20 protein-coding genes and 2 pseudogenes are annotated in these 23,639 nt (G+C 68.2%); 17 read left to right on the top strand and 5 right to left on the bottom strand.

Annotated elements, in window-relative coordinates; translation table 11 throughout:
* The first annotated feature begins 1 nt into the window (after position 1).
* Together SIDU_RS20145 and SIDU_RS18510 are read left to right on the top strand one after the other, a co-directional pair.
* Entirely contained in the window at positions 2 to 709 is a 708-nt protein-coding gene (locus SIDU_RS20145) for a sensor histidine kinase (RefSeq protein ID WP_335682234.1), read from the top strand.
* Positions 672 to 1,291: pseudogene (locus SIDU_RS18510) on the top strand (response regulator transcription factor). Before SIDU_RS20145 ends, SIDU_RS18510 begins: the two are co-directional and overlap by 38 nt.
* Before the next feature lie 98 nt (positions 1,292 to 1,389).
* Here SIDU_RS18510 and SIDU_RS18505 read toward each other — a convergent pair.
* Positions 1,390 to 2,176 (bottom strand): annotated as a pseudogene (locus SIDU_RS18505) (DUF2182 domain-containing protein).
* Between the two features lie 2 nt (positions 2,177 to 2,178).
* On the bottom strand, positions 2,179 to 2,301 hold the full coding sequence (locus SIDU_RS20265; protein ID WP_257787158.1) for a hypothetical protein: 123 nt from the start codon (positions 2,299 to 2,301) through the stop codon (positions 2,179 to 2,181).
* Between the two features lie 69 nt (positions 2,302 to 2,370).
* Here SIDU_RS20265 and SIDU_RS20260 point away from each other — a divergent pair, with 69 nt between their 5' ends.
* Entirely contained in the window at positions 2,371 to 2,505 is a 135-nt protein-coding gene (locus SIDU_RS20260; protein ID WP_257787157.1) for a hypothetical protein, read from the top strand.
* On the opposite strand, the gene SIDU_RS18495 is transcribed toward SIDU_RS20260, so the two are convergent.
* The 3 genes from SIDU_RS18495 to SIDU_RS18485 are packed head-to-tail and all read right to left on the bottom strand — an operon-like array spanning position 2,495 to position 4,967.
* Positions 2,495 to 3,127, bottom strand: coding sequence for a DUF1326 domain-containing protein (locus tag SIDU_RS18495; RefSeq protein ID WP_007684448.1), 633 nt, complete (start codon positions 3,125 to 3,127; stop codon positions 2,495 to 2,497). The genes SIDU_RS20260 and SIDU_RS18495 overlap by 11 nt on opposite strands.
* Before the next feature lie 38 nt (positions 3,128 to 3,165).
* Entirely contained in the window at positions 3,166 to 4,314 is a 1,149-nt protein-coding gene (locus SIDU_RS18490) for a sterol desaturase family protein (RefSeq protein WP_007684449.1), read from the bottom strand.
* Between the two features lie 53 nt (positions 4,315 to 4,367).
* Positions 4,368 to 4,967, bottom strand: a complete 600-nt coding sequence (locus SIDU_RS18485; RefSeq protein WP_007684450.1) for a TetR/AcrR family transcriptional regulator — start codon at positions 4,965 to 4,967, stop codon at positions 4,368 to 4,370.
* A 106-nt stretch (positions 4,968 to 5,073) separates the two neighbouring features.
* Between SIDU_RS18485 and SIDU_RS18480 the strand changes: the two genes are divergently transcribed.
* The 14 genes from SIDU_RS18480 (at position 5,074) to SIDU_RS18415 (ending at position 23,628) form a co-directional block, all read left to right on the top strand.
* A complete protein-coding gene (locus SIDU_RS18480; protein WP_007684451.1) occupies positions 5,074 to 8,031 on the top strand; it encodes a DUF2339 domain-containing protein in 2,958 nt (985 codons plus the stop codon).
* A gap of 24 nt (positions 8,032 to 8,055) precedes the next feature.
* Complete coding sequence (locus tag SIDU_RS18475) at positions 8,056 to 11,451, top strand: acyl-[ACP]--phospholipid O-acyltransferase (protein WP_037510623.1); 3,396 nt, start codon at positions 8,056 to 8,058, stop codon at positions 11,449 to 11,451.
* Between the two features lie 44 nt (positions 11,452 to 11,495).
* Positions 11,496 to 12,341, top strand: a complete 846-nt coding sequence (locus SIDU_RS18470; RefSeq protein WP_007684453.1) for an oxygenase MpaB family protein — start codon at positions 11,496 to 11,498, stop codon at positions 12,339 to 12,341.
* Between the two features lie 103 nt (positions 12,342 to 12,444).
* Positions 12,445 to 13,308 (top strand): phenylalanine 4-monooxygenase, encoded by an 864-nt coding sequence (gene phhA, locus SIDU_RS18465; protein ID WP_007684454.1) that lies wholly within the window; start codon positions 12,445 to 12,447, stop codon positions 13,306 to 13,308.
* Between the two features lie 37 nt (positions 13,309 to 13,345).
* On the top strand, positions 13,346 to 14,386 hold the full coding sequence (gene hppD / locus SIDU_RS18460) for a 4-hydroxyphenylpyruvate dioxygenase (RefSeq protein WP_007684455.1): 1,041 nt from the start codon (positions 13,346 to 13,348) through the stop codon (positions 14,384 to 14,386).
* A 302-nt stretch (positions 14,387 to 14,688) separates the two neighbouring features.
* Positions 14,689 to 15,597, top strand: a complete 909-nt coding sequence (cpaB, locus tag SIDU_RS18455; protein WP_007684458.1) for a Flp pilus assembly protein CpaB — start codon at positions 14,689 to 14,691, stop codon at positions 15,595 to 15,597.
* 50 nt (positions 15,598 to 15,647) lie between these two features.
* Positions 15,648 to 16,790 carry a type II and III secretion system protein family protein gene (locus SIDU_RS18450; protein WP_233431917.1) on the top strand — a complete coding sequence of 381 codons (1,143 nt, stop codon included), beginning with the start codon at positions 15,648 to 15,650 and terminating at the stop codon, positions 16,788 to 16,790.
* 2 nt (positions 16,791 to 16,792) lie between these two features.
* Positions 16,793 to 17,944, top strand: a complete 1,152-nt coding sequence (locus tag SIDU_RS18445; RefSeq protein ID WP_007684461.1) for an AAA family ATPase — start codon at positions 16,793 to 16,795, stop codon at positions 17,942 to 17,944.
* Positions 17,941 to 19,269 carry a CpaF family protein gene (locus tag SIDU_RS18440; RefSeq protein WP_007684462.1) on the top strand — a complete coding sequence of 443 codons (1,329 nt, stop codon included), beginning with the start codon at positions 17,941 to 17,943 and terminating at the stop codon, positions 19,267 to 19,269. The genes SIDU_RS18445 and SIDU_RS18440 overlap by 4 nt, the downstream gene beginning before the upstream one ends.
* The gene (locus SIDU_RS18435) at positions 19,263 to 20,156 is read left to right on the top strand and encodes a type II secretion system F family protein (RefSeq protein WP_073507211.1); all 894 of its coding nucleotides are present in this window, start codon (positions 19,263 to 19,265) and stop codon (positions 20,154 to 20,156) included. The genes SIDU_RS18440 and SIDU_RS18435 overlap by 7 nt, the downstream gene beginning before the upstream one ends.
* Positions 20,156 to 21,019, top strand: coding sequence for a type II secretion system F family protein (locus SIDU_RS18430; protein ID WP_007684463.1), 864 nt, complete (start codon positions 20,156 to 20,158; stop codon positions 21,017 to 21,019). Before SIDU_RS18435 ends, SIDU_RS18430 begins: the two co-directional genes overlap by 1 nt.
* Before the next feature lie 8 nt (positions 21,020 to 21,027).
* Positions 21,028 to 21,630, top strand: coding sequence for a tetratricopeptide repeat protein (locus SIDU_RS18425; protein WP_007684464.1), 603 nt, complete (start codon positions 21,028 to 21,030; stop codon positions 21,628 to 21,630).
* A gap of 1 nt (position 21,631) precedes the next feature.
* Positions 21,632 to 21,835, top strand: a complete 204-nt coding sequence (locus SIDU_RS18420) for a hypothetical protein (RefSeq protein WP_007684465.1) — start codon at positions 21,632 to 21,634, stop codon at positions 21,833 to 21,835.
* Positions 21,832 to 23,628 carry a TadG family pilus assembly protein gene (locus tag SIDU_RS18415; protein WP_007684466.1) on the top strand — a complete coding sequence of 599 codons (1,797 nt, stop codon included), beginning with the start codon at positions 21,832 to 21,834 and terminating at the stop codon, positions 23,626 to 23,628. The genes SIDU_RS18420 and SIDU_RS18415 overlap by 4 nt, the downstream gene beginning before the upstream one ends.
* Positions 23,629 to 23,639: the final 11 nt, after the last annotated feature.

Below are 23,639 nucleotides of genomic sequence, written 5' to 3'. Positions count from 1 at the left end.
GGTGACGGCGATGGGGACGCTGGCATCGGCGCTGGCGCATGAACTGAACCAGCCGCTGACCGCCATCGCCAACTATCTGGAGGCCGGGCGCGACATGCTGGACGCCGGGGGCGGTGGACCGGAACTGCTGCGCGAGCGATGCGGAAAGCGCGAACCAGGCCCTGCGCGCAGGCGAGATCATCCGGTCGCTGCGCGAATTCATCAGCGCGGCGAGACGATGCGCCAGCCCGAGCCGCTGCGTGGATTGCTGGCGGAGGGGGCGGCGCTGGCCTTCATCGGCGTGGACAGCCGGGGGCTGGACATGGACATCAGCGTCGACCCCCGCGTCGACAAGGTGCTGGTCAACCGGGTGCAGTTGCAGCAGGTCATCATCAACCTGACCAAAACGCCGTGGAGGCGATGGCCGACAGCCCGGCGCGCATCCTGCGCCTGTCCGCCGTTCCGGGGGAAAATGCCGGGTGGAGGTGATCGTCGCGGACAGCGGGCCGGGGCTGGCGCCGGAGATGTCGCGCACGCTGTTCACCCCTTCACCACCACCAAGGCGTCCGGCATGGGCGTCGGCCTGTCGATCAGCCAGACCATCGTGGAGGGGCATGGCGGGCGTATCTGGGCGGGCCCTCCCAATGGGGCGGCACGGCCTTTCACTTCACATTGGACGCGGTGGACTAAGCATGAGCGAGCCATTTCCCATCTATGTCGTGGACGATGACGAGGCGATCCGGCGGTCCGCTGTCCTTCATGCTGAAGACCAGCGGTTCATGGTGAACTGTTGAGGGCGGTTTGCCCTTTTGAAAGAGGCCGCCGGTCTGGAGCCGGGCTGCGTGCTGCTGGACGGCGGATGCCGGACATGGACGGGCTGGCGGTGCAGCGGGAAGCTGCGGGCGGGGGCGTCATGCTGCCGGTGGTGATCATGACCGGCCATGGCGACATCGACATGGCGGTGACGGCGATGAAGGCGGGGGCGAGCGACTTTATCGAGAAGCCGTTCGAAAAGGCGGCGCTGCTGGGCTGCGTCGAGGCGGCGCGGCGGGTGGCGGTGGCGGATCGCGGCGCGAATGCGCGGGCGGAGGATGCGCGGGCGCGGCTCAACATCCTGACCGAGCGGGAGCGCGAGGTGCTGCACGGGCTGGTCGAAGGGTTGCCGAACAAGACCATCGCCTACGACCTGGCGATCAGCCCGCGCACGGTCGAAATCCACCGCGCCAACCTGATGCAGAAGCTGGAGGTGAAAAGCCTAGCCGAAGCGCTCAGGATCGCCTTCCACGCGGGCGTGGAGAAGGACAAGGCCTAGGGTGTGTGGGGATGGCGTGGCCAGACCTGGCCATGAGGCGCACGGAGCGCTTCAACGAGAGCGGAAGGCGCGGAACTACCCCTGGCTGCGAAAAACCGTCACCCCATCAATATCGCCCACGCCGACAGGATGCAGCCTATACCCGCCGCCACGGAGACGACGCGGCCCCATGGCAGCAGTTTTTCCAGACCCACCAGCAGCGTCAGCAACGCGATCCAGGCGAGGTTCATGATCCCGCCACGAACAGCAGCGCCATCAGCATCCAGCAACAGCCGACGCACCAGGCGCCATGGAGAGCGCCCATGCGCAGCGCACCGGCCCAGCCCGGCCGATAATGGCGGCTGAGGAACTGCGCGGGATTGCGGCATTGGCGCAGGCAGGCATCCTTCCACGGACTGATCTGATAGGTTCCGCCGCGATCAGCAGGGCGGCGGCCAGCGGGCGGCTGGACGTCGCCATCGCCATGGGGGACAGCATCGCCATTGCGGCCAGGCGCCATTGCGCCAGGGTGGCGATGAGGGAAAAGAAACCCCAGACCAGCAGATAGCCCAGGGTGAAGCTCTCCGTCGCCGGGCGCGTGGAGGCGGGCGCGGCGCGAGCGTAGAGCAGGACCATCGGCGCCGCGGAGGGAAGCATCATCGCGACCATCATCACCCACCACATGGCGAAAGTCATGACGAACCGCGCCATCGCCCATGGCATGTCGCCGGGCATCATCATCGCCGCCATCGGGTCTTCCGCCAGGCCGGCCGGAAACAGGGAGGCGGTGAGGCATCCCCATGCCCGCGCCGAAAGCAGCCAGCCCCAGGCCAGCAGGATCAGCACCGCGAGCGCGACAAGCGAAATCAAGCGGTGCCGGGCAAGCACCACGCCCCATATCGGCATCGTCAGCCCCTGACGACGCCGTGGCTGTCGAGGTGGAGATAGGCGAACTGGCCATAGCTCGCCGCATGGTCGAGCCGCATCGGCGCGATCGAGCGGCTGGTGCCGGAGCCGATCTCCGCGCCCATGGCATGTCGCCGGGCATCATCATCGCCGCCATCGGGTCTTCCGCCAGGCCGGCCGGAAACAGGGAGGCGGTGAGGGCCATCCCCATGCCCGCGCCCGAAAGCAGCCAGCCCCAGGCCAGCAGGATCAGCACCGCGAGCGCGACAAGCGAAATCAAGCGGTGCCGGGCAAGCACCACGCCCCATATCGGCATCGTCAGCCCCTGACGACGCCGTGGCTGTCGAGGTGGAGATAGGCGAACTGGCCATAGCTCGCCGCATGGTCGAGCCGCATCGGCGCGATCGAGCGGCTGGTGCCGGAGCCGATCTCCGCCACTTCATATTCGAAGCCGTCGGGCAGGTCGATCCGGGCGCGGATTTCCGATCCGTCCACCGGGCTGCGGATGGGTTCGCCGTCCATTTCCAGATGCCCCGCTATGCGCAGGCGGCCCTTGCGTCCTTCCACGTCGACCTCGAAGTCGACGGGGACGAAACTGGGTTCGTGCATGGTGGTGATGGTGGAGGCGAAGACGGCGAAGACCGTCGCCATCGGGGCGGTGTCGCCGCCGGTCATGATCGTCAGCAGGGCGTTGCGCTGCGCTTCCGTCGCCCGTTCGTCGACGAAGGCGGCGCATTCCCCCTGCCCTTCGTGGATCGGGCCGGGCCAGCGGAAGACGGCTGCGATGTTGAGGCCCGACAGGTCGGTGTCGCCGTGACGCCCCTCATCGATGGCGAAGCCGAAGGCGGCCTGGCAATGCCCCTTGTCGGGCAGGCCGCCGAACTGGCAGTTGCAGCCATATTCACAGTTGCAGTTGGCGAATTCGCGGCCCTTGAGCATCCAGTAGACCATGGTCCGACTCCCCTGACAGCCGGAAGACCATAGCAGATTCACAAGGCTGCGTCGCGCTTTCGGCGGAAGGGGTAGAGAAATTGCGCGCGATAGCCCTGGGGCACCTGTTCGGGCACGCCATAGCCGGTCGGCCATGCGCCGTCGGGCAGATGATGTGTGCCGAACAGGCGGTCGAGAAAAGGGAAGTGGATCGCGAAATTCTTGTCGACCGCGACCTCCTCTATCGCATGATGCCAGTGGTGGAAGCGCGGCGTCGCGACGATGCGGCCGAGATGGTTGAAATCGCCGCGCAGATTGGCGTGGAGCAGCGAGGAGTAGATATAGACGAAGCCGATATAGGCCTGCATCACCGATGGCGAGAAGCCGAAGGTGAGCAGCGGCAGGGACGTCACGCCGCGCAGGGCGATGATCTCGAAGAAATGCATGCGCGCGCCGGCGAGCCAGTCCATCGACCGGGCCGAATGGTGCACGGCGTGGAAGCCCCAGAGGAAGGGGACGCGGTGGAAGGCGCGGTGGAACCAATATTGGACGAAGTCGGTCAGCAGCACCACTTCCAGGAACTGGAGCAGCCAGGGCTGGCCGGCGATCATGGCGCGGACGCCCGCCAGGCCGGCGGTGTTGGCGTTGATGAAGCTGGACGGCGCCAGCGCGAGGAAGGTGATGAGCTGCACCATCATCGAACTGATCAGATAATAGAACAGGTCTTCCCGCCATTCCTGTCGGAACAGCCGTTGCTGCGCCCTGTGGGGGAACAGGCGCTCGATCGGCGCGAACATCAGGCCGGTGGCGACCATGTTGACGGCGAAGAAATCGACGCCGAAGAACACGCCCCAGTCATGGGTCTCACGCGGTTGGACTTCCGCTCCGCCCAACAGGGTGGCGAGCAGCGCGACGATGAGCGCGGTGGCGCCGATGGCTTTGCGTGTGCGCAAAAGCAGGCTGAGCAACGCCAGGGCATAGCCGCCGATCAACAGCGCATGGACCAGAGGACGCAGCCCGCCCCAGGCGTGCAGCGCGGCCAGTTCGGGCGTCGCGAACCAGTCGGGCCAGCGCAGCGCCATCACCAGACAAAGCCCGGTGGTGCTGAGCAGCAGCGCGAAGAAGCCCGAGAACCAGCCGCTGCCGAGGCGCCGCACGGCAAGCGGCGATTGCAGGTCGCGTTCCAGGCTATCGAACCAGTTTGCCATGATATGTCCCCCTTTTGTCTCCAGCTTGCCGCCCGCCGTGCCTGCCGCCTATGTTAAAGCTCCGCCCCTGCCGCCCTCAAGCTTTCCTTGACCCGCGCCGTGGCCATTTCGAGGGGGTCCGTCTCGCCCAAAAGGGCGAAGCTGCCGTTGAGCGCGAAGGTGCAATGGCCATGGACCGTCGCCACCAGCGAGCGGGCGAGGCGTGGAGCGACATCCTGGGATTCCGGCGGCAGCACGGCAGCGACTTCGCGCACGACGACATCGGTGAGACCGGCGCGCTGCCGGGCATATTCCTCCGGCAAGGGCACGCCGGACGGCAGGCGATGGTCGTAGATCGCCATCCAGATGTTCGTGTTTTCCGAAGCGAAGCGGAAATAGCCCTCCACCAGCGCGGCGATCCTGTCGCGCGGCCGGCTGGCGAGGCGCCGTTCCAGAAAGGCGGCCCACAGGTCGAAGGTGCGCGTGTTGATGGCGGCGACCAGCCGGTCGTAGCTGCCGAAGACATTATAGAGCGTGCCCACCGAATAGCCGATGCGCTTGGCCACCTCTCGCGAGGAGAATTTGGCGAAACCGGACTCGGCCATGTGGCGGTGGCCCTCCTCCAGGATGAGCGCCTCCAGCTCCTCGCGGCTATGGTCGGATCGTCTGCCCATGGAGAGGCGAATAGAAGATCAATTGAACGCTGTCTAATTATTTTATTGAACAGTGTGTAATTTTGCGGTAGCCGATGGGGCATTGCTGGGTGCAGGGGTTCGACTCATGCTTGTGACGCTGGTTCTGCTGGTTTTCGGGGTGATGCTGTTCGACATGCGCGGGCGGTTGAAGGCGGCCGAGCAAAGGTTGGCGCAGCTGGAAGGGGGTGTTGGAAATACGCCCTCCCTCCCCGACCGCCCCGTCCCAGAAGACGGGGATGACGATGCGCGGGCGAGGCCGGCGGCGCCCGCAAGCGTCGTGGAGCGGCGGGTCGTCATGGACGCCGCGCCTCCGCCGCCCGCGAGCGCGGTCATCGTTGACCGTCAATTCAAAGAGGGCGGGAAGGGCGGGGAAGAGGCGAAAGGCATCGCCATCGAAGTCGCGCGCCCTGCACGCCCCTCCTTCAGCTTCGAGGAACTGTTCGGCCGACGCCTGCCGATCTGGGCGGGCGGCGTGACGCTGGCGGTCGCGGGCGTGCTGCTGGTCAAATATTCGATCGATGCGGGGCTGCTCTCGCCGCTGGTGCGGGTTGTTCTGGGGCTGCTGTTCGGCGGGGCGCTGATCGGCGGGGCGGAGGCGGCGTTGCGGCTGGAGGATCGGGTCCGCGATGCGCGGGTGCGGCAGGCGCTGGCGGGCGCGGGGCTGGCGACGCTCTATGCCGCGATCCTGGCGGCGCATATGCTCTACGGGCTGGTCGGGCCGGGCATCGCCTTTGCGGGGCTTGCGGGCGTGACCGGGCTGGCCATGGCGCTGTCGTTGCGCTTTGGCGCGCCGAGTGCGCTGCTGGGGCTGGTCGGCGGCCTGGCGGCGCCCGCCCTGGTCGAGGCGGGGCAGCCCAATGTGCCCCTGCTGAGCTGTTATCTCGCCCTGGCGGTCGGTGGGCTTTGCGTGCTGTCGCGTGCCCAGCGCTGGATGTGGCTGGGGGTGAGCGCGCTGGTCGGCGGGGCCGGCTGGGGCGTCGTCATGCTGGCCATGGGCGCGCTGGATTGGGCATCGTCGCTGTCGGTCGGGTTGCTGGTGCTGATGCTGGGTATGGCGTTGCCGGTCCTGGCCTTTTCCGGAACGCGGGCCGCGCTGCTGCGCATGGGCGCGGCCGTGGTGGCGGCGGGCCAGATGGCGGCGCTGGTGGCGACCGGCGGCTTCGGCCTGCTGCAATGGGGATTGTTCGGGCTGCTGTCGCTTATGCTGGTGTGGCTGGGGCGGGAGGCGGCCTTGCGGCCGCTGGCGGCGATCGGCGCCGGTGTCGCGCTGCTGCTGGCGGCGGTGTGGCCGCAGCCGGAAATGGGTCGCTTCGCCCTGGTGATGCTGGGCATGGCGGCGATTTATGGCGGCGCGGCCCTGCTGCGGGTCTGGCGCGGCGGATTGGTCGAGGCGGGGCAGATCGCGGGGCTGGCGCTGGGCGGCTTTGCCGTGGCGCTGGGGCAGTGCTGGCGGGTCGGGCTGGACGGGGAATTCGCCCTGCTGGCGCTGGCGGCCGCGGGATTGCCCGGCGCGGCCATGGCGATGGGCTGGCGATGCGGCACGCGGCGGGAGGATGCGCGCTTCGTGACGCTGGCGAGCGCCGCGGCGCTGCTGCTGGTGGTGGCCGGCGGGCTGGGGCTGCCGGAGTGGACTCTGGCCATGGTGATTGCCGCGGTTGCGACCGGGCTGCTGAAGCTGGCGGCGCTGGCGGAGGACCGTCGGGTTGAATGGAGCGGCTGGGGCTTTGCCTTCGGCGCGCTGGTGGTTCTGGCCGGATCGGACGATGTCGCCCGGCTGTGGGGAGATGCGGCGGATGGGCCGGGCTGGCAGGGCGTGATGCGCTGGACGGCGGGCGCGGCAATGGCGGCGCTGTTCGCCTGGCGGGCGCGCTTCGCCGAGGGACGGATGGTCGCGCAGGGCGTGGCTGTGCTGCTCGCCTATGGGGCCGTGGCGCAGGCAGTGCCGGCGCCCTGGGTGCCGGTGGGCGCCGCGCTGGGGCTGGCCATGCTGGCGGAAGGAGCGCGGAAGCTGGCGGTCGGGCGAATGGCGCCTGCCCTGGGCGTGGCCTTGGCGCTGGTGGTGCTTTGGGCGGCCTGGCCCCTGGGGATCTGGCTGGGCCGGGTGTTGCTGTCGCTGGTGGGTGAACCCGTGTTGGTGCGGGACTTGCCCGGAATAAGCGAGGTGGCGCGGCGGATCGCCTTGCCGGCGATGGCGCTGGGCCTTGCCTTGTGGCGGGGCGGGGCGGCCGTGGATGCGGTCGGGCGACGGATCGGCTGCTGTGTCGCGGCGGTGCTTGGCGGGGTGGCGGCGCATGTCGCATTCAAGCAGCTTTTCGCTTTGGGCAGCCTGGCGGAGGTGACGCGCCTTGCCCTGGCGGAGCGCACGCTTTGGGAAGCTGTGCTGATGGGCCTGGGTTTCGTTGCGTTGCGGGGCCGGATCGCGCCGGCTCATTTCCACCCGTCGCGGAAAGCCGGGGAGAATTGGGCGCGCGTGGTCGGGACATGCCTCGTCGCGGCGGGATTGGGGCATTTGCTGGTTTATTCGGTGGTGCTGCACAATCCGCTCTGGTTCCCGCAGGCGGTGGGGAGCTGGCCCTTCGTCAATCTGCTGCCGGTGGTGCTGGCCCTTGCCTTCGTGGCGCTGAAGGTGGCGGACGGCTGGTCGCGGCGCATCGCCGATGGCGTGCGCATGGCGATCATCGCGCTGTTCGGCGTGGCGATGCTGCGGCAGCTTTTCGTCGGATCGCTGCTGACCGTGCGCGGAGTGGGCCAGGTGGAGGATATTCTCCGTTCCGTGCTCGCATTGGCGCTCGCCATCGGCTTCCTGCTCTGGGGCATCCGCGGGCAGGCGCAGGCCGAAAACGCCAGAGACTGGCGCATCGCTTCGCTGCTGCTGATGCTGCTCGCCGTGGCCAAGGTGTTCCTGTTGGATGCGTCGGGGCTGACCGGGCTGCTGCGGATCGCATCCTTCCTGGCCCTGGGCTTTAGCCTGATCGGCATCGGATGGCTCTATAATCGCCTGTTGCGGGAGCCGATTAACAACTCCGCGACTATTGCTGCATAATGCGTGAAGGACGGGGGTAAGAAAATGTCCGCACCTGATCTGTCTTTGCTGGGTAAACGCCGTTTCGCGCCTTTGTTCGTGGTGCAGTTCCTGGGCGCGTTCAACGACAATCTGTTGAAGTTCGCGCTGCTGTTCCTCGCCAATTTCGGCCTCTATCGGGCCGAGCCCGACAAGGCGGAGATGCTGGCGACCGTCGCCACGGGCCTGTTCATCCTGCCCTATTTCCTGTTTTCCGCGCTGGCCGGGCAACTGGCCGACGCCTGGGACAAGGCGAAGCTGGTGCGGGCGGTGAAGGCGGCGGAAATCGTCATCATGACCCTGGCCGTCACCGGATTCTGGCTGGAATCGGTGCCGCTGCTGCTGTCCTGCCTGTTCCTGATGGGGCTGCATTCGACCATCTTCGGGCCGGTCAAATTTTCCATCCTGCCGCAGCATCTGCGCACCGATGAGATCATGGGCGGCACCGGCCTGATCGAGGCAGGCACCTTCCTCGCCATATTGAGCGGTCAGTTGCTGGCCGGGGTGATCCCGCCATGGGAAGCCGGGCTGGTGGCGGTGGGCCTGGCGATCCTGGGCTTCCTGGCCAGCCTGGCGGTGCCGTCCGCGCCGACGGTGGTGCCGGGGCTGCGCATCGAACCCAACATCTTCAGGAGCACCTGGCATATATTGAAGGCGGCGCGGCATGGGCGCGGCGTGTGGCTGTCGATCCTGGGGATAAGCTGGTTCTTCGCCGTGGGCGCGGTATTGCTGGCGGAGTTCGCGCCGCTGGTGAGCGGGGTGCTGAAGGCGAAGCAGGAGGTCGCGACCTTCTTCCTGCTGATCTTCTCGGTCAGCGTGGCGCTGGGGTCGATGCTGGTCAACCGGCTGCTGGGCGGGCAGGTGTCCGCCCGCTTCGTGCCGGTATCCGCGCTGGCGCTGGCCGGGTTCATGATCGACCTGTGGCTGTCGACCGGCTCCTATGCGCCCATGCATTCGGGCGCGGGCATAGCGGAATTCGTCGGGTCGCCGGGGAGCTGGCGGATCATGGTCGACCTGTTCGGCATCGCCTTTTCAGGCGGCATGTTCATCGTGCCGCTCTATGCGATCCTCCAGACGCACAGCCCGCGGCAGGAGCGGTCGCGCACCATTGCGGCCAACAACATCGTCAATGCGGCGGTCACGGTGGCGGTCGTCGCCGTGGTGACGGCGATGCTGGCGCGCGGCGAGAGCGTGCCCGGCGTGATCGGGGCGATGGGCTTTGCGACGCTGGCGGTGGCGCTGATCAGTTGCTGGCTGCTGCCGGAGACGGTGATCAAGGCCATCGTGCGCGGGATGCTGCGGCTCTGCTACCGGGTGGAGGTCATCGGCGCTGAAAATATGCCCGGCGCGGGCGAACCGGCGGTCGTCGTGGTCAACCATGTGTCGTTCCTGGATGGCCTGCTGCTGGCGGCCTTCCTGCCGGGCAAGCCCACCTTCGCGGTGCATACGCGCATTGCCAGGGCCTGGTGGGTCAAGCCCTTCCTGCCGCTGTTCGACGCCTTTCCGGTCGACCCGACCAATCCGCTGTCCGCCAAGGCGATGGTGAAGGCGGTGCGCGAAGGGCGGACGCTGGTGATCTTTCCCGAAGGCCGGATCACCGTCACCGGCGCCTTGATGAAGGTGTTTGACGGCCCCGGCATGGTCGCGGACAAGGCCGACGCGCCGATCATTCCGGTGCGGATCGACGGCGCGCAGTTCACGCCCTTTTCCCGCCTCAGGGGGAAGGTCCGGCTGCGGCGCTTTCCCCGGATCACGCTCACCGTGCTGCCGCCCCGCCGCTTCGCCATCGAGGGGGAGATGACGGCGCGGGCGCGGCGCGCTATCGCCGGGCGGCGGCTCTATGACGAGATGAGCCAGATGATGTTCGCGACCTCCGACACGGACAGGACATTGTTCGAAGCGCTGCTGGAGGCGAGCCATGTCCATGGGCGCGGATCGGCCGTCGTCGAGGATGTGAAGCGCGAACCGCTGACCTATGGGCGGCTGGTGACGGGATCGCTGGTGCTGGGACGCGTGCTGGCGCGTTCGACCCGGCAGGGGGAGGCGGTCGGCGTGCTGCTGCCCAATGTCGCCGGGGTGGCGGTGGCCTTCTTCGCGCTCCAGGCAGGCGGGCGGGTGCCGGCGATGCTGAACTTCACGGCGGGTCTGGCGAACCTGAAGGCGGCCTGCATGGCGGCCGAAATCCGGACGGTGGTGACGGCGCGGGCCTTTGTCGAGCAGGGCAAGCTCGGCGATGTCGTCGCGGGGCTGGAGGCGGAGGGCATCGCCTTCCTCTGGCTGGAGGATGTGGCGGCGGGCATCGGCCCCGGCGCCAAGCTGCGCGGGCTGATCGCCAGCCGCTTTGCCGGGCGCGCGCACCGGCGGCTCAAGGTTTCGCCGGACGATGCGGCGGTGATCCTGTTCACCAGCGGGTCGGAGGGGCTGCCCAAGGGCGTGGTGCTGACGCATCGCAACCTTCTGTCCAACTGCCGGCAATTGGCGGCGCGCATCGACTTCAATTCGGCCGATGTGGTGCTGAACGCCCTGCCGGTGTTCCATAGTTTCGGCCTGACCGGGGGCACTTTGCTGCCGATCTTCCACGGGGTGAAGACGCTGCTCTATCCCAGCCCGCTGCATTACCGGATCGTGCCGGCGCTCGCCTATGACGCCAATGCGACGATCCTGTTCGGGACCGACACCTTCCTGTCGGGCTATGCGCGGATGGCGCATGGCTATGACTTTTATTCGCTGCGCTACATCTTCGCGGGCGCGGAGCGGGTGCGGGACGAGACCCGGAAGATCTATGCCGAGAAATTCGGGCTGCGCATCCTGGAGGGCTATGGCGCGACGGAAGCGGGGCCGGTGATCGCGGTCAACACCCCGATGCATTTCCGCGCCGGATCGGTCGGACGGCTGCTGCCGGGGATAGAGGCGCGGCTGGACGATGTGCCGGGGATCGAGGAAGGCGGGCGGCTTTCGATCCGGGGGCCGAACATCATGGCCGGCTATATGAAGGCCGATGCGCCGGGCGTGCTGCAACCGCCGGAAGGGGGCGGGCACGATACCGGCGACATCGTGACCATCGACGATCAGGGCTTCGTGACGATCCGGGGGCGGGCGAAGCGCTTTGCGAAGATCGGGGGCGAGATGATCTCCCTGCCGGCGGTGGAGGGCTATGCCTCCGCGGTCTGGCCGGATGCGGACCATGCCGTGGTGACGCGGCCCGACGCGCGCAAGGGGGAGCAACTGGTGCTGTTCACGACCGCGCGGGATGCGAAGGCGGCGGCGTTGCAGGCCTGGGGCAAGGCCAATGGCGTGGCGGAACTGGCCTTGCCCAGGGAAATCCGGGTGCTGGATGCTCTGCCGCTGCTGGGAACCGGGAAGACGGACTATGCGTCCATGACGCAGATGGCGGCCGGGTAGGACAGATCCTTCCTGCGCCAAAGGCTTGGGAAGGATTTGTGTCGGTGGAACGGCCTTCGCATCTGATGCGGCGGTTGCTGGTGCGCCAGGTGCGGGGCGTGTTTCATGACAGCGCCCGAGGAGAAGCGCCGGTCGTCGCTTCGGACCGGGCGCTCTATCCGCCGGGGTCGGTGATCCGGCGCGTGCATGGCGACGTCACCAGCATGATGATCGGCGGGGTCGGCGCATTGCTGCTCCAGATGCTGCATCCGGCGGCCTTGGCGGGAATCTGGGACCACAGCCGGTTTCGGGACGATATGCTGGGGCGGCTGCGGCGGACGGCGCGGTTCATCGCCGTCACCACCTATGCCGAACGGGCCGAGGCGGAGGCGGCGATCGCGCGGGTGCGGCAGGTGCATGACCATGTGCGCGGGACGCTGGCGGACGGGACGGCCTATGCGGCGGGCGATCCCTGGCTGCTCGCCTGGGTGCATGTCTGCGAGGCGGTGAGCTTTCTCGACGCGTGGATGGCCTATGGCGAGCCGTTCATGCCGGTGGCGGAGCAGGACCGCTATTTTGCCGAAGCGGCGCTGGTGGCGCGGGCTTTGGGGGCCGATCCGGTGCCGGAGAGCCGGGCCGAGGCGATGGCGCTGATGGCGCGATTTCGCAGCGAGCTGGCCGTGACGGAGCGGACGCGGGAGGTGGCGCGGATCGTGCTGCGGCAGCCCGCGCCCTCGCTGGGGCTGATGCCCGCCCAAGCGATGACGATGCAGGCGGCGGTGGCGCTGCTGCCCGGATGGGCGCGGCGGATGCATGGCTTTTCCATGCCCGTCGTGGCGCGGCCGCTGGTCCGGGCGGCGGCTTTCGCGCTGGCGGGGACGATGCGCTGGGCGTTCAAGGCGCAGAAATGAGATTTCATATTCCGCCGATATGTGACGACCCCATTTCATTGGTGGCCATGGAGGGCGTCAGAATGAAACCCTTTTTCCGTCCAAACATGGGATAAGGCTGAACATGGCACAGGCGGACATGACACCTCCCGAGGGCGCGGCTGCGGACTGGACGGTTCCGCAGGACTGGTCTGCCTATACGCCCGGCGAGCATGCCATGTGGGACCGGCTGTTCGAACGGCAGGCCGCGATGCTGCCAGGGCGGGTGGTGCCGGAATTCCTGGAGGGGCTGGACATATTGCGGATGGCGCGGCCGGGGATTCCCGACTTCGCCGAATTGTCCGAACGGTTGATGAAGCGCACGGGCTGGCAGGTGGTGGCGGTGCCGGGACTGGTGCCGGACCGGGTTTTCTTCGCACATCTCGCCAATCGGCGGTTCGTGGCGGGGCGGTTCATCCGCAGGCCCGAACAGATCGATTATCTGCAGGAGCCGGACGTGTTTCACGACGTGTTCGGGCATGTGCCTTTGCTGACCCATCCGGCCTTTGCCGATTATATGCAGGCCTATGGCGAGGGCGGACTGCGCGCCGACGGGCTGGGGTCGATCGATCATCTGGCGCGGCTTTACTGGTATACGGTGGAGTTCGGGCTGATGCGGCATGGCGACGACTTGCGGCTTTACGGGGCGGGGATCGTTTCGTCCTTCGGCGAGTCGGTGTTCGCGCTGGAGGATGCTTCGCCCAACCGGATCGGTTTCGATCTGAAGCGGTTGATGCGGACCCAATATCGCATCGACGATTATCAGCAGAGCTATTTCGTCATCGACAGTTTCGAGGATCTTCTGCGCAAAACGTCCGATGTGGACTTCGGGCCGATCTATCGCGAATTGGAGACGGAGAGCGACGTGGCGCCCGATGTGGTGCTGGCGCAGGATCGCGTCTATCATCGCGGCAGCCAGGATCACGCCCGCGCCAAAATGCCATGCTGACGCGGTAACCCCAACCATAATCGAGAGGATTGGCTTCATGGCCGACATCATCAATCCGCTGGGCCTAAACGGTTTCGAATTCGTCGAATTCACATCGCCGGATCCCGAAGCCATGGGGCGGCAGTTCGAACAACTGGGCTTCGTGGCCAGCCACCGGCATCCGACCAAGAACATCACCCGCTACAAGCAGGGGCGCATCAACCTGATGCTGAACCGCGACGATGCCGGGCGGGTGGCGGCCTTCCGGGGCGAGCATGGCCCGTCGGCGAGCGCCATGGCCTTTCGCGTGGCCGATCCGGAGGCGGCGATGCAATGGGCGCTGGAGCACGGCGCCAGGCCGACGGACGAGGACGATACCGTCATCCAGGGGATCGGCGGTTCCTATCTCTATTTCATCAAGGACGGCGAAGACCTTTATGCCGATTGGGCGGAGTTTCCCGGCTGGCGGGAGGCGGCGGCGGAGAACAATGTCGGCTTGGACCTGCTCGACCATCTGACTCATAATGTCCGGCGCGGGCAGATGCGCGTGTGGAGCCAGTTCTATCGGACGCTGTTCGGGTTCGAGGAGCAAAAATATTTCGACATCAAGGGGCAGGCGACCGGGCTGTTCAGCCAGGCGATGATCGCGCCCGACAGGGCGATCCGCATCCCCCTGAACGAAAGCCAGGACGACAAGAGCCAGATCGAGGAGTTCATCCGCCAATATCATGGCGAGGGCATCCAGCATCTGGCGCTGACCACCGACAATATCTACGAGACGGTGGAGAAGTTGCGGGCGCGGGGCGTGCGGTTGCAGGACACCATCGAGACCTATTATGAACTGGTCGACAAGCGGGTGCCTGGGCATGGAGAAGATTTGGAGAGATTGCGCCGGAACCGGATATTGATCGACGGATCGGTGGAGAATGGCGAGGGAATCCTGCTGCAAATCTTCACCGAGACCATGTTTGGGCCGATCTTCTTCGAGATCATCCAGCGCAAGGGCAATGAGGGCTTCGGGAACGGGAATTTCCAGGCCTTGTTCGAGAGCATCGAGTTGGATCAGATCAGGCGCGGGGTGATTTCGGTCGACGCCTGAGGTCGCAAGGCCCGGCGGGGAACGGTCATGAAAGGACGCCGGACCTCCTCGCGCGCAGCGTGGGGAGGGAGGCCGCGGTAATTGTCGCCGATTTGGATCAATCATCGTCGCTTCCAGCGGCTTTTGCGTGAGCGAAATCGGTGAAAACATCTGGCGTTCCTGCGCAAAGCCACCATTTGCCAGTGCAAGCGCTTTGCACCGTAACGGTTGCTTCTTTCATGCCCTGACAACAGCGCCAAGGTTATGAATTTCCCCGGTTGAAGCGCTTTTGCGTTCACGCAAAGCGCCGTTGGGGGAAAGCAATGCGTCTGGGTTCGAAAGCCAAGCTGACGATCGCCGTCGGGCTGACCGCCGCTTCGGCTTTTCTGGCGCTGGGCGTCCGCGAATTGCGCAACGCTTCCGCCGCGACGGTGCAGGGCGAGGCCGCGCCCGTCAGGGTGGCCGCGCCTGTCCTGCTGGTGCGGGCGGCCCGCGCGATCCGCACGGGGGAGACGATCACGGCCGCCATGATCCGCAACGCGCCGGGCGATCCGACGCGCTATCCCTATGCGGCGACATCCGCCGAGGTGGTGGGCAAGGTCGCGACGCGGGACATAGGCCTGCATGCGTTGATCGCCCGCGATGCGGTGGGGATGGAGAGCAAGCTTGCCATTCGCGTGCCGATGGGGATGCGCGCAATCAGCATCGACACCACGGCGGAGATCGCCGTCGCCGGCCTGATCCGGCCGGGCGACCGGGTCGACGTGCAGGTCGTCTATCCCGGCGCCGACGCGATCAGCGGGGCGCGCGGGTCGGGACGCAGCCGGGCGCAGGCCCTGCTCCAGATGGTGCAGGTGCTGGCCGTGGGCGAGGTGGTGGTGGGAACGCAGCAGGCGTCGGGAGCCAATGGCGGCGTGGAAGGCGCGCTCTCCTCCCCTCCCCCGCCGGCGCGGACAGTGACGCTGGCGTTGACGCCGGAGCAGGTGTCGATCCTGTCGCTGGCGAAGAATATCGGGGCGCTGACTTTGTCGCTGCGCAATCCGGCGGACAGCGCGCAGGTCGCGGTGGCCGTGGCGGCTTCGGCGGGGGTCGAGCCGGTGGCGGCGCCCGCGCCGATGCCCGGGGCGACGGCTCCCGCGTCCCGCGCGACGGCGCGTCCTGCGCCCCATGCCATCGAACTGGTCGTGGGGAGCCGGCGCGAAACCATCTATTCGGGGAGTAGCGCGAAGTGAGGATTTCGGGCTGTTGGCAGCGGGCGCGTCTTGGATTGGGGCTGATCGCGATGGGCCTGCCCCTTGGCGCCGTGGCGCAAACGGCGTTGCAGGTGAAGGAGCAGCGCACCCTTTCCTATCCCCGCGCCATCGGGCGGGTCGAGGTGGACCGGGAGGGCGTGTTGTCCATCGCCGCGCCTTCTGCCCGGTCGCTGCGGCTGACGGCGATTGGCGAAGGCGCGGCGACCGTCAGCGTCTATGGCGGCGATGGCGGGCTGATGGCGCGGGAGCCGATCAGCGTCGCGCCCGATGCGGCGGCGAGCGCGCCCATCGTCAGGGCGGGCGAGCAGGTGGTGGCGGTGGACGTGCAGTTCGCGGCGGTCTCCGCGACGACGCTCAAGGCGCTGGGCTTCAACTTCTCCAAGCTCAGCGGCGATATTCAGGGGGCCATCGTTTCGCCCAGCAGCCTGGGGAGCGCGTCCTTCAATCCCGATGGACTGTCGCTGGAGGCGAGCGCGCCGATCCAAAACGCCTTCAACCTGTTCCTTTCCGCGCCCAATCGGGGGATCGGGGCGGTGTTGAGCGCGCTGTCCTCCAACGGGCTGTCGCAGCTATTGGCGCAGCCGACCCTGCTGGTGCGGTCCGGCGAGCAGGCGAGTTTCCTGGCGGGAGGCGAGTTTCCGGTGCCGGTGCCGCAGGTTTCGGGGTCGGGCAATACTCTGTCCATCCAGTATAAGGAATTCGGCGTGCGGTTATCGGTGACGCCCTTCGTGTTGTCGAAGGAGCATATCGTGCTGAAGATCGCGCCGGAGGTCAGCGAACTCGACTATAATAACGGCGTGCAGTTGCAGGGCTATGTCGTGCCGGGGCTGCGGCGGCGGTCGGCGGAGACGACCGTCGAACTCGGCAGCGGGCAGAGCTTCGTCATCGCGGGGCTGAGCTATTCCAGCCAGACGGTGACGAAGGAGAAGACGCCCCTTTTCGGCGATATTCCGGTGCTGGGCGCCTTCTTCAAGCGGCAGCAGAACCAGAAGGAGAAGCAGGAGCTGATCATCGTCGCGACGCCCCGGCTGGTGGGGCCGATGAAACCGGAGGAGGTGCCGCCCTTGCCCGGCGCGGCGACGGCGGGGATCGACCCCGGCATAGGCGACATGATTTTGGGCACGGACGGGCTGGACCAGTCCAGCGCGCCCTTCGGCGTGGTGCGGCGGTGAGCATGGCGAAGATTCTTCTGCTGTCGGTCGACCGGGTGCTGGCGCAGCGCATCGAGGAAGCGACGGGCGGCGGCGCCACGGTGGAACTGGCGCAATCGGTGGAGCGTGAGGCGCTGGACGAGCCGGCGCTGATCGTCATCGACCGCGCCGCCATTCCGCCCGAGCGCGCCCTGTCGGTCGCGATCGGCGCCGTGGTGGCGGGCGCGGGCGGCCGGCCCGTCCTGCTGGCGACCGACGAGATGGAGGCCGGGCCGTTGCTGCGCGCCATTCGCGCCGGCGTGCATGACGTCGTTCCGCGCGACGGGCAGCGCGGGGAGATCGCCCCCATATTGGCGCGGCTGTTGAACGAGGCGGTGGCGGACCGGGGCAGCCGGGGACGGCTGACGCTGCTGCTGGGCGCGGACCGCGATGCCTGCGCGATGGTGGCGACCGACATGGCCGTCGCCACGGCGGCGCGGGGATCGACGCTGCTGATCGACTGCACCCTGCCGACGAGCGCGGCCGCGAGCTATCTGGACCTGGTCGTCGATTATGGGCTGGCCTCCGCTATCGGCGACATGGACCGGCTGGACGCCAGCCTGCTGGCCAGCACGGTGGCGCGGCATGAACCGAGCGATGTGATGCTGCTGACTTTCGACGGCGGGACCGGGGCCGAGCCGGCGGGACTGACGCCAGTCGACCTGGCGGCGCTGATCCGGCTGCTGCGGGGCTGTTGCGGGCATGTGGTGCTGAATGCGGGAAGCCTGCGCCATGGCGGGCTGCTGCGCGAGGTGATGGCGGAGGCGGATCGGATGGAATTGCTCTGCGGCCAGTCCATTCGCGAGATCGAGGCGTGCCGCCGCTTGCTGGACAGGATCGGGACGGAGCGCGAGCGGATAGAGGCGATGCGGCTGCTGGTGTGGGATCATCTGCCCGGCGTGCTGCTGGATGGGCGGCGGATGGCGGATGCGCTGGGCGTCGGCGCGGCGCTGGCGCTGCCCATCGACCGGGCGCGGATGCGCAATGCGCTGAACGCCGGGCGGCCGATGGCGATGGAGGCGGATGGCGGGGCCTATATGGCCGCGATCCGGCGGGTTTGCGGGATCGCGCCGAAGCCCGGCGGGATCGACCGGCTGCGGGGGGCGATGCTGCGCGTCGTCCAGCGTGCGTCATGAGCCTGCTGACCGGCGAAGAGGGCTTCATTCCGGCGCGGGAGGTGCGGATCGCGCCCGTCGCCCAGCCCGCCGCGCAGCGGATGAGCGACATCTATCAGCTCGCCAAGGCGCAGACCTGCGCCCAGTTGATCGAGCAGCTGGAGGCGCGGGGCGAGACGGCGGAGACGCTGGGGCCAAGGGCGCTGCGCGAGGAGATAGAGCAGGTCATCTCCAGCCGCAGCCGTCGCGGGCAGATGGCGCTGAACAGCGCGGAGCGGCTGCTGCTGATCGAGGATGTCGAGGATGAGGTGGCGGGCATGGGGCCGCTGGCGCCGCTGCTGCGCGATCCGGGAGTGGACGACATCATCGTCAACGGGCCGGGGCATGTCTATGCCGAGCGGGGCGGGTTGCTGGAGAAGGTCGAGACGCGCTTTCGCGACGACGCGCACCTCATGAACATCATCCAGCGGATCGTGGGGCCTATCGGACGGCGCGTGGATGAGGCCAGCCCCTATGTCGATGCGCGGCTGGCGGACGGGTCGCGGGTGAATATCGTCATTCCGCCGGTGGCTCTGGATGGGCCGACGCTGTCGATCCGCAAATTCCGGTTGCAGAGCATGACCATCGAGGACTGCGTCGCCGGCCATGTGATGAGCGCGGACATGGCGGCTTATCTGAGCGCGGCGGTGCGGTCGCGGCTCAACATCCTGATCTGCGGCGGGACGGGCGCGGGCAAGACGACCCTGCTCAACATGCTGTCGACCTTCATCGGGGATCGCGAGCGGCTGATCACCATCGAGGACGCCGCCGAACTGCAGTTGCGGCAGAGCCATGTCGTGCGGCTGGAGACGCGGCCGCCGACGGTGGACGGCAGCCGCGAGGTGAGCAGCCGCGAACTGGTGCGCAACGCGCTGCGGATGCGGCCGGACCGGATCATTTTGGGCGAGGTGCGCGGCGTCGAGGCCGTGGAGATGTTGCAGGCCATGTCGACCGGGCATGACGGGTCGATGGCGACGCTGCACGGCAATAGTCCGAGGGATGCCTTTGCCCGGCTGGAGATGCTGCTGGGCTTTGCCGGGGTGCAGAGCGACGTGCGGGCGATCCGGCGCTTCATCGCCAACAGCGTGCATGTGGTGGTGCAGTTGCAGCGGCTGTCCAACGGCAGCCGGCGGGTGATGTCGGTCAGCGAGGTGACGGGGCTGGAGGGCGAGGCCTATTCGCTGAACGAACTGTTCGCCTTTCAGGAGCAGCCTGCGCTGTCGGGGCTTGGCGAGTTTCGGACGTTGTCGCCGCGGCCCTTTTTCGCGGGGCGGCTGCGCGATTATCGGGGCAATCGGCCGTGCTGAGCGGGGCGGCCTTCATGATGCTGTCGCTGATGATCGTGGCGGTGATCGGCTGGCAGTTGCTGGCCGATCAGGCGCGGGAGCGGGCGGTGATCGACCGGCGGCTGGGACTGGCCCTGACCGCGGCCATGCCGCGCCCGGCGGTGCTGGCGGCGCCGGACAGGATGGCGCCGCTGCTGGCCCAGGCGCAGATCGACGTGACGGCGCGGGCGCTGGGCATGGTCGGCGGCGGGCTGCTGCTGATCGCGCTGTTCGCCCTGCTGGCGGCGGGGCCGGTGGCGGCGCTGGCAGTGGCGGCGGGCGTGCCGATGGCGCTGATCGGCTGGGTGCGGCGGCGGGCGCAGCGGCGCGTGGAGGCGCTGATCGAGGCGCTGCCCTATTATATCGACGCGGTGCGGCAGATGCAGGCGGTCGGCAATTCGCTGGCGCAGGCGCTGGACCGGGCGCTGGCCGACGCGCCCGCCGTGGTGCGGAGCTATATCGCGCCGGTCGCAAGGCGGCTGGAACTGGGCGCGCCGGTGGCCGATGCGATGCAGGTGCTGGCGGAGCGGCTGCGCGTTCCTGAAATATCGATGCTGGCCGCCGCGATCCGCACGAACATGCGCTATGGCGGGTCGATTTCGGCGGTGCTGCTGAACCTGGCCAACATCCTGCGCGAGCGCATCCGCATCAAGCGCGAGCTGAAGGCCGCCATTTCCGAAGCGAAGATCAGCGGCCGGGTGCTGATCGTCATGCCGCTGGTGGCGATGGCCGTGCTGGTGGCGATGAACCCGGATTATATCGACTTCTTCCTGCGCGATCCGCGCGGGCATCGGCTGGCGGCGATCGCGCTGGTCTTGCAGGGCATGGGCATGCTGGTGATGCGGCGGGTGATGAGGCTCGCCTTCTGATGGGGGCGCTGTTCCTCCTTTGCGCAGCGCTGAGCGTCGCCTGCGCCGCGATGGGCATGCGGATGCTGCTGGCCGACCGGCGGCTGGAGGCGCGGCTGGGCATGGCCGGGGATCGGCCGGGCTTCCGCCTGCCCGCAGCCTTCGGGGCGCGGGGGCGGGATCGGTCGGAAATTGCCGACAAGCTGATGCTGGCGGGGTTCCAGGATGCGCGGGCGGCAGACAGGTTCGTCCGGGCGCGCATGGCGGCGACGGTCGGCGCGGGGCTGGCGGCGATGCTGGTTTCGCGGATCGGCTGGGGCGGATTCCTTGCCCAGCCCTTGTTGGTCGTCATCGTCACGGGCCTGACCTATGTCGGGGCGAAGCAGGCGATCCATCTGCTGGCAGCGCGGCGGGCGCGGGCGATCATGGCGGAATTTCCCTTCCTGCTGGACCTGATGCTGATGATGCTGGAAAGCGGCATCTCGCTCGACCAGTGCTTCCGCTCGATTGCGCGGGACGAGGCCATTGCGGTGCCGCATCATGCGCGGCTGATCGCGATGCTGGTCGCCGATCTCGACCGGGGCATGCGTTATGAGCAGGCGCTGGACCGCTGGGCGGCGCGGGTGGCGGTGAACGGGGCGAAGGAACTGGCGGCGCTGTTCCGCCAGGCGCTGTTCCAGGGGGTCGAGTTGGCCCCTGCCCTGCGCGAATTCGTGCGGGAGTTCACCCAGCGCCGCATCGCCAATGCGCGGGAGGCGATGGGCGGCATCACCGTGCGCATGGTTGTGCTGATGATCCTGTTCTTCATGCCCGCCCTGTTCGTGGTGCTGGGCGGGCCGCCGGTGGTGGCGATCTTCGATACTTTGCGGGGGGTGTCGCAATGAGGCGGTTGATGCTGGCGGCGATGCTGATGGCGGCAACGCCGGGGCAAGCGGAGGAAGCGCCCGGTACGCGCGGGCTGTATCTGCAACTCATCCACCAGGCGCGGGCCGATGGGCGGCCACGGGCGGCGCTGGCCTATCTCGACGATTTCGAACGGCGCTATCCCGGCGATGCCGAGGCGCGGCTGTTGCGGGTCAACAGCCTGATCGACCTCAAGCAGATCGACGCTGCGGAAGCGGTGGCCCTGCCGCCCGAAACGGCGAGCGGCGGGGTCAGCGCGGTGCGCGGGCATCTGCTGGCGGCGCGGGGGCGATGGGACGAGGCGGCAGCCTGTTACGAGCGGGCGAGCCGGGCGAGTCCGGCCGATCCGCTGCCGCGCAATGCGCTGGGCTATGCGCTGTTGCGGGCCGGGCGGGTCGGCGCGGCGATAGAGGCGTTGCGCGGGGCTAGCGATCTGGCGCCCCAACTGGCGGTGGTGCGCAACAACCTGCTGCTGGCGCTGATCATGGGCGGGCGGCGCGACGAGGCGGAGGCCGGGTTGCGCCGGGCGGGAGACGGGGCGCTGCGGCAGAAGCTGGCGGCGGAAGCGGCGCGGATCGGCAAGGGAGGCTGAGATGGTGGTGCTGTTGCTGATGGCGGCTGCGCCCGCGCCGGTGCCGGTGCCGGTGGGCGAAGCGCGGCGGGTGGTGGAGGCGCAGTTGAAGGCCCCGGTGCGCGAGAATGCCGAACTGTCGGCGGAGGAGGCTGCGGTCATTCGACAGCGCTATCTGGAGTCCATCGGCCGGCGGGTCGAGCGGGCGGTGGACAGGGCGCGATGATCCGGGCGCGGCGCATCGCGTTTCGTCGGGCATGGCTTCGGCGGCTGGCTGGCGACCGATCCGCCGCCGTCGCGCCGATGATCGCGGCATTGGGGGCGGTGTTGATCGGCGCGGCGGGGTTCGCGCTGGACGGGGGGCTTTATTATGTGAGCCTGCGCAATCTGCAGGCGGCGACCGATGCGGCCGCGCTGGCCGCCGCGCAGAATCCGGCGCAGGCGGCGGCGCGGGCGCGGGACAGCCTGAGCCGCAACGGATATGATCCGTCTATTCTCCGATCGGTCGAACTGGGCCGCTATTGCGCCGATGCGGGGTTGGGCGCGGCGCAGCGCTTCGACGCCAGCATGGCGCTTTGTCCCGGCAATGGGCAGGTCAATGCCGTGCGCATCCGCACCGGGAAGCCGGCGCGCCAGTTCCTGATGCGCGTGCTGGGTCCGGCCAATCCCCTGCCCGACCTGTCGGCCAGCGCCACGGCGGCCCGTATCGACGAGGCGGGGATCGGCATCAGTTCCGGCGTGCTGACCGTCACAAATGCGCTGGTGAACAGCGTCAACGACCTGCTGGGCGCACTGCTGGGCATCGAGCTGCGCCTCTCCGCCGCCGATGTCGAGGCGCTGATGGCGAGCAATGTTGATGCGGGCCTGTTCTTCGATGCGCTGGCGCAGCGGGTCGGGGAGAGCGGCACCTATGGCGCGCTCACCGCCCGCACCGTGGGGCTTCGGGACTTGCTCGCCGCCGCCGCCAGCGCGGCCGACGACAGCGCGACCGCCGCGACCCTGAGCCTGCTCGCCGGGCAGGTCGGCAATGGTTATGCCGTGCCGCTCAACGGCCTGTTCGGCCTTGGCGTGTGGAAGAACATGCCGGTCGGCGGGGCGGACGAGAAACCGGCCCTGCGCGCCGGGATCAATGCCTATCAGCTCTTTTCCTACGCCGTGCAGGCGGGCAATGGCGCGGTCGACCTGTCGGACGCGATCGGCGCCGTGGCGCCGGGCAGCAGCGTCCTGCTGGCCGCGATGGCGACCGGGCCGATGGACCGGCCCCGCTTCTCCTTCGGTCCGGCGGGGGAGACCAGCGTTTCCACGTCGGCCTTGCGGCTGCAACTGGACGTCGGGATCAGGAACGTCAGCCTGCTGGGCGTTCCGCTGATCGTCGTCAACCTGCCGGTCACGATCGACATTGCGGCGGCGCAGGGGCAGGTCAGCGCCATCGATTGCCCCGACACGGCCGAACAGGCGCGCGACACGCGGGTGACGGTGCAGGCCGGCAGCGGCCTCGTCAACGCCTATATCGGCGCCTTGCCTGCCGGCGCCATGACGCGGCCGATGCCGCCCTTGTCCGCCGCCGACGTGCGTTCGGTCCGGATCGTCAATGTGCTGGGCGTCGTCACGGTGGACAGCCGCGCGGTGGCGCAGCCGGTCATGGGCGCGAGCGGCGCCCTCGTCTTCGGCCCCGGCGGGCAGGGCAGCATAGGCCGTCCCGGATCGCCCGGCACGCCCGCCAGCATTGGCAATGGGGCGCAGGTCGGGCCGCTGCTGACATCGCTGGTGGGCAGCCTGGGCGGACAGGACGGGTTGCAGGTGACGTTGCTGGGATCATGCCTGCCGATCGTCTGCGATGCGACCAGGGCGCTCGCCCGGTCGCAATTGTCGAGCGCGGTGGTCAATCCGGTCGCCGGGCTGGTCGGCACTACCATCGATCCGCTGGTCACCGACCTGCTCGCCGCGCTGGGCGTCCAGCTTGGCCATGCGACGCTCTGGGCGACGGGCGCGCGCTGCGGGGTGCCGGTGCTGGTGTGAGTTTTCACGGC

The organism is Sphingobium indicum B90A (assembly GCF_000264945.2).
GTDB lineage: Bacteria > Pseudomonadota > Alphaproteobacteria > Sphingomonadales > Sphingomonadaceae > Sphingobium > Sphingobium indicum.
The sequence above is the reverse complement of the archived record's forward strand: the minus strand, read 5'-3'. Positions and strand labels throughout refer to the sequence as shown.

Excerpts from the sequence above, each read along its gene's own strand:
- SIDU_RS18450 (WP_233431917.1), top strand. The coding sequence starts at position 15,648 with ATGGGCCTGCCCCTTGGCGCCGTGGCGCAAACGGCGTTGCAGGTGAAG.
- SIDU_RS18440 (WP_007684462.1), top strand. The coding sequence starts at position 17,941 with ATGAGCCTGCTGACCGGCGAAGAGGGCTTCATTCCGGCGCGGGAGGTG.
- SIDU_RS18420 (WP_007684465.1), top strand. The coding sequence starts at position 21,632 with ATGGTGGTGCTGTTGCTGATGGCGGCTGCGCCCGCGCCGGTGCCGGTG.
- SIDU_RS20265 (WP_257787158.1), bottom strand. The coding sequence starts at position 2,301 with ATGGGCGCGGAGATCGGCTCCGGCACCAGCCGCTCGATCGCGCCGATG.
- SIDU_RS18495 (WP_007684448.1), bottom strand. The coding sequence starts at position 3,127 with ATGGTCTACTGGATGCTCAAGGGCCGCGAATTCGCCAACTGCAACTGT.
- phhA (WP_007684454.1), top strand. The coding sequence starts at position 12,445 with ATGGCACAGGCGGACATGACACCTCCCGAGGGCGCGGCTGCGGACTGG.
- SIDU_RS18445 (WP_007684461.1), top strand. The coding sequence starts at position 16,793 with ATGGCGAAGATTCTTCTGCTGTCGGTCGACCGGGTGCTGGCGCAGCGC.
- SIDU_RS18490 (WP_007684449.1), bottom strand. The coding sequence starts at position 4,314 with ATGGCAAACTGGTTCGATAGCCTGGAACGCGACCTGCAATCGCCGCTT.
- SIDU_RS18480 (WP_007684451.1), top strand. The coding sequence starts at position 5,074 with ATGCTTGTGACGCTGGTTCTGCTGGTTTTCGGGGTGATGCTGTTCGAC.
- cpaB (WP_007684458.1), top strand. The coding sequence starts at position 14,689 with ATGCGTCTGGGTTCGAAAGCCAAGCTGACGATCGCCGTCGGGCTGACC.
- SIDU_RS18485 (WP_007684450.1), bottom strand. The coding sequence starts at position 4,967 with ATGGGCAGACGATCCGACCATAGCCGCGAGGAGCTGGAGGCGCTCATC.
- SIDU_RS18430 (WP_007684463.1), top strand. The coding sequence starts at position 20,156 with ATGGGGGCGCTGTTCCTCCTTTGCGCAGCGCTGAGCGTCGCCTGCGCC.
- SIDU_RS18425 (WP_007684464.1), top strand. The coding sequence starts at position 21,028 with ATGCTGGCGGCGATGCTGATGGCGGCAACGCCGGGGCAAGCGGAGGAA.
- hppD (WP_007684455.1), top strand. The coding sequence starts at position 13,346 with ATGGCCGACATCATCAATCCGCTGGGCCTAAACGGTTTCGAATTCGTC.
- SIDU_RS18415 (WP_007684466.1), top strand. The coding sequence starts at position 21,832 with ATGATCCGGGCGCGGCGCATCGCGTTTCGTCGGGCATGGCTTCGGCGG.
- SIDU_RS18475 (WP_037510623.1), top strand. The coding sequence starts at position 8,056 with ATGTCCGCACCTGATCTGTCTTTGCTGGGTAAACGCCGTTTCGCGCCT.